This is a genomic window from Phenylobacterium sp., from assembly GCF_037968635.1.
Classification (GTDB): Bacteria; Pseudomonadota; Alphaproteobacteria; order Caulobacterales; family Caulobacteraceae; genus Phenylobacterium.
Genome location: NZ_JBBKVV010000062.1, coordinates 1 through 3,477 on the forward strand (window position 1 = coordinate 1; position 3,477 = coordinate 3,477).

Consider the following 3,477-nt stretch of genomic DNA (forward strand, 5'->3'; position numbering starts at 1 on the left):
ACATCGTCCGTAAGCGCTGGATAGCGCCTATGAGCGGCAGGCTTCGGCCCGGCCGCTTTTTTGTTGCCGGAGAGCCGCCGAGCCCATGCGAGGCAAGACTACAGAAGATAGGACGCTCCTGGAGCTGCTGGACCCGGTGGCGGAAGCCTCGGGTTACGAGATCGTCCGCCTGCGCCTGATGGGCGGCGAGCATGCCCGGCGCCTGCAGATCATGGCCGAGACCCCGGACGGCGAGATGGTGGTGGAAGACTGCGCCAAGCTGTCGCGCGCCATCTCCGAGATCATGGACGCCGCCGATCCGATCACCGGCGAATACACCCTTGAAGTCTCGTCCCCCGGCGTCGACCGGCCGCTGACCCGGATGAAGGATTTCGCCAACTACGAGGGCCATGAGGCCCGGCTCGAACTCGACCGCGTCGCCGACGGCCGCAAGCGTTTCCGCGGCATGCTGGCTGGGATCGAGGACGACAACGTGGCCATCGATCTGGAAGGGGAGGCGGAGACCGCGCTCGTCCCCTTCGCGTGGATCGTCGAGGCCAAACTGATCCTGACCGACCAGCTGATGAAGCGCGGCGCCGACGAGCGCGCCGCACGGTTGGCCGACACCCCACAACAGACGCCCGAGTAAGAGGATAAGATCATGAGCCTGACCGGCATTTCAGCCAACCGGCTTGAACTCCTGCAGATCGCCGAGGCCGTGGCCCGCGAGAAGTCGATCGACAAGGAGATCGTCATCGAGGCGATCGAGGAGGCGATCCAGAAGGGCGCCCGCTCGCGCTACGGCGCCGAGCACGACATCCGGGTCAATATCGATCCCAAGACCGGCGAGACCATCATCAAGCGTGTGATCACCGTGATCCCCGACGATCTGGTCTATGAAGCCGAGGACAGCGAGGACGGCCCCAGCGAGCCCATGGGCTCGCGCCGTCTGAAGGAAGCCCTCAGCGTCGACAAGGACGCCTTCGTCGGCAAGACCTACGAAGAAGTTCTGCCGCCCTTCGAATTCGGCCGCGTGCAGACCCAGATGGCCCGCCAGGTGGTGACCGGCAAGGTCCGCGAGGCCGAGCGCGAGCGCCAGCACGAGGAGTTCAAGGACCGCGTGGGCGAGATCGTCAACGGCGTGGTCAAGCGGGTCGAGTACGGCAACACCGTCGTCGACCTGGGCCGTGGCGAGGGCATCATGCGCCGCGACCAGTCGATCCCGCGCGAGAACTTCAACATCGGCGACCGCATCCGCTGCTACATCTACGACGTCCGCCGCGAGACCAAGGGCCCGCAGATCCTGCTGTCCCGGGCCCACGGCGGCTTCATGGCCAAGCTGTTCGCCCAGGAAGTTCCTGAGGTCTACGACGGCGTCATCGAAATCCGCGCCGTGGCCCGCGATCCGGGCAGCCGCGCCAAGATGGCCGTGGTGTCCAACGACAGCTCCATCGACCCCGTCGGCGCCTGCGTCGGCATGCGCGGGTCGCGCGTGCAGGCGGTGGTGGCCGAGCTGCAGGGCGAGAAGATCGACATCATCCAGTGGAGCCCGGACGAGGCGACCTTCATCGTCAACGGCCTGGCCCCCGCCGAGGTCTCAAAGGTCGTCATGGACGAGGAGGACGAGCGCGTCGAAGTCGTCGTTCCCGATGAGCAGCTTAGCCTGGCCATCGGCCGCCGCGGCCAGAACGTGCGCTTGGCCAGCCAGCTGACCGGTTGGCAGATCGACATCATGACCGAGAGCCAGGAGAGCGAGCGCCGTCAGCGCGAGTTCACCGAGCGGACCGCCCTGTTCCAGGAAGCCCTGGACGTCGACGAGGTCATCGCCCAGCTGCTGGTCACCGAAGGCTTCGCCTCGGTTGAAGATGTCGCCTATGTCGAGAACGCCGAAGTCGCCGCCATCGAGGGCTTCGACGAGGACACCGCCGAGGAAATCCAGGCCCGCGCCCGCGACTTCCTGGAAAAGGAAGCCGCCGAGCTGGATGGCAAGCGCCGCGAATACGGCGTCGAGGACAGCCTGCTGGAGATCGAGGGTGTCACCCTGCCGGTCGCTGTCGCCCTGGGCGCCGGCGACGTGAAGAGTGTCGAGGACCTGGCCGGCCTGATCCCCGACGACCTGCGCGGCTGGTTCGAAAGCAAGGACGGCGAGCGGGTCCGCGAGCCGGGCATCCTGGAAGCCTTCAACATGGACGCGGCCGACGCCGAGGCCCTGATCATGCGCGCCCGCGTGGTGATGGGCTGGGTCGAGGCCCCGCCTGAGCCGGAAGTCCAAGAGGTGGCCGAGGTCGAACTCTCGGAAGAAGAACAGGTGTTCGGCGTCCGCGGCGCTCAAGCCGCCGCGCCGGCGCCTACCGAGGCCGAGGAAGAAGCTCCCGCCGCCGACAGCGAGGAGGCGTAAGCCTCAGCGTGACCGCCTCCACCGTCCCCACCACCCTGGCGCAGGTCGCGCGCGAGCGGCGCGACGTCGTCACGGGCGAGGTGATGGCTGAGGACCGCCTGATCCGCTTCGTGGCGGGCCCGGGCGGGGTCGTGGTGCCGGACCTGGCGCGCAAGCTGCCGGGCCGGGGGATGTGGGTCGCCGCCGACCGCGCCTCGGTGGAGACCGCGGCCCGTAAGGGGCTGTTTTCCCGCTCCGCCAAGGCCAAGCTCAGCGCCAGTCCCGATCTCGCCGACCAGGTGGACAGCCTGTTGCGGCGCCGCGTCCTGGACGGGCTGGGCCTTGCCAAGCGGGCGGGCGACCTTATCTCTGGCTATGAAAAGGTCGCCTCGGCGTTGAACGCCGGCCGCGCGGCCTGGGTGATCGAGGCCGCCGACGGCGCGGCGGACGGTCGCCGCAAGATCCTGAATGTGGCCCGCAAGTCACCGCGGGCGCCCAAGCTTCTCGGACTCTATTCCAATGAGGAATTGGGTTTGGCCTTGGGTGGAGAGAATGTGATACACACCGCCTTCCTTGCGGGGCGCGGCGCCGAACAGTGGACATTCGATGTCCACCGACTATCCGGCTTCCGCCCGCTCCTTCCCGAGAGTTGGCGCGAGGAGCCCTGAAGAGGCGGGCGGAACGAACCTCGTTCCGCGCGCCTAAAGCTATTGAACGTGGTCGGGACGCCCGACCGGTATGTAAAGCGAGCGCATGAGCGACGAGAACGACAACGGCCGACCCCCCGCCCCTGGCGGACGCACACCTCTCACCCTGAAGCCGCGTGGCGTCGCAGGGTCGGTGAGCGCGGGTACGGTGAAGCAAAGCTTCAGCCACGGCCGGTCCAAGACGGTGGTCGTCGAGACCAAGCGCGCCCGCACCCATTCCGCGCCCCAGGGCAACCTGGCTGCGCCGTCGCCCGCCGAGAAGCGGGTCTTCACCCCGCCGGCGCCGTCAGCGCCGCGCCCGGCCGGCGGCCCCACCGCCGATGGCAATCTTTCGGCCGAGGAACAACGCGCCCGTCAGCGCGCCATCGAACTCGCCCGCGAACATCAGGCCCGTCAGGCCGCCGAGCAGGCGGC

Annotated in this window: 4 protein-coding genes; all 4 read left to right on the forward strand. The window is 68.1% G+C overall.

From position 1 onward, the window contains the following. Window positions 1-85 precede the first annotated feature (85 nt). Window positions 86-628: a ribosome maturation factor RimP gene (gene rimP, locus AAC997_RS07170; RefSeq protein ID WP_340645007.1), complete on the forward strand. Its 543-nt coding sequence runs from the start codon at window positions 86-88 to the stop codon at window positions 626-628. Between the two features lie 12 nt (window positions 629-640). Then, complete coding sequence (gene nusA / locus AAC997_RS07175; protein ID WP_340645008.1) at window positions 641-2,377, forward strand: transcription termination factor NusA; 1,737 nt, start codon at window positions 641-643, stop codon at window positions 2,375-2,377. An 8-nt stretch (window positions 2,378-2,385) separates the two neighbouring features. After that, complete coding sequence (locus AAC997_RS07180) at window positions 2,386-3,024, forward strand: RNA-binding protein (protein ID WP_340645009.1); 639 nt, start codon at window positions 2,386-2,388, stop codon at window positions 3,022-3,024. A gap of 85 nt (window positions 3,025-3,109) precedes the next feature. Beyond that, window positions 3,110-3,477 (forward strand): IF-2-associated domain-containing protein (locus AAC997_RS07185; protein WP_340645010.1); only part of this gene is annotated, 368 nt, incomplete at its 3' end.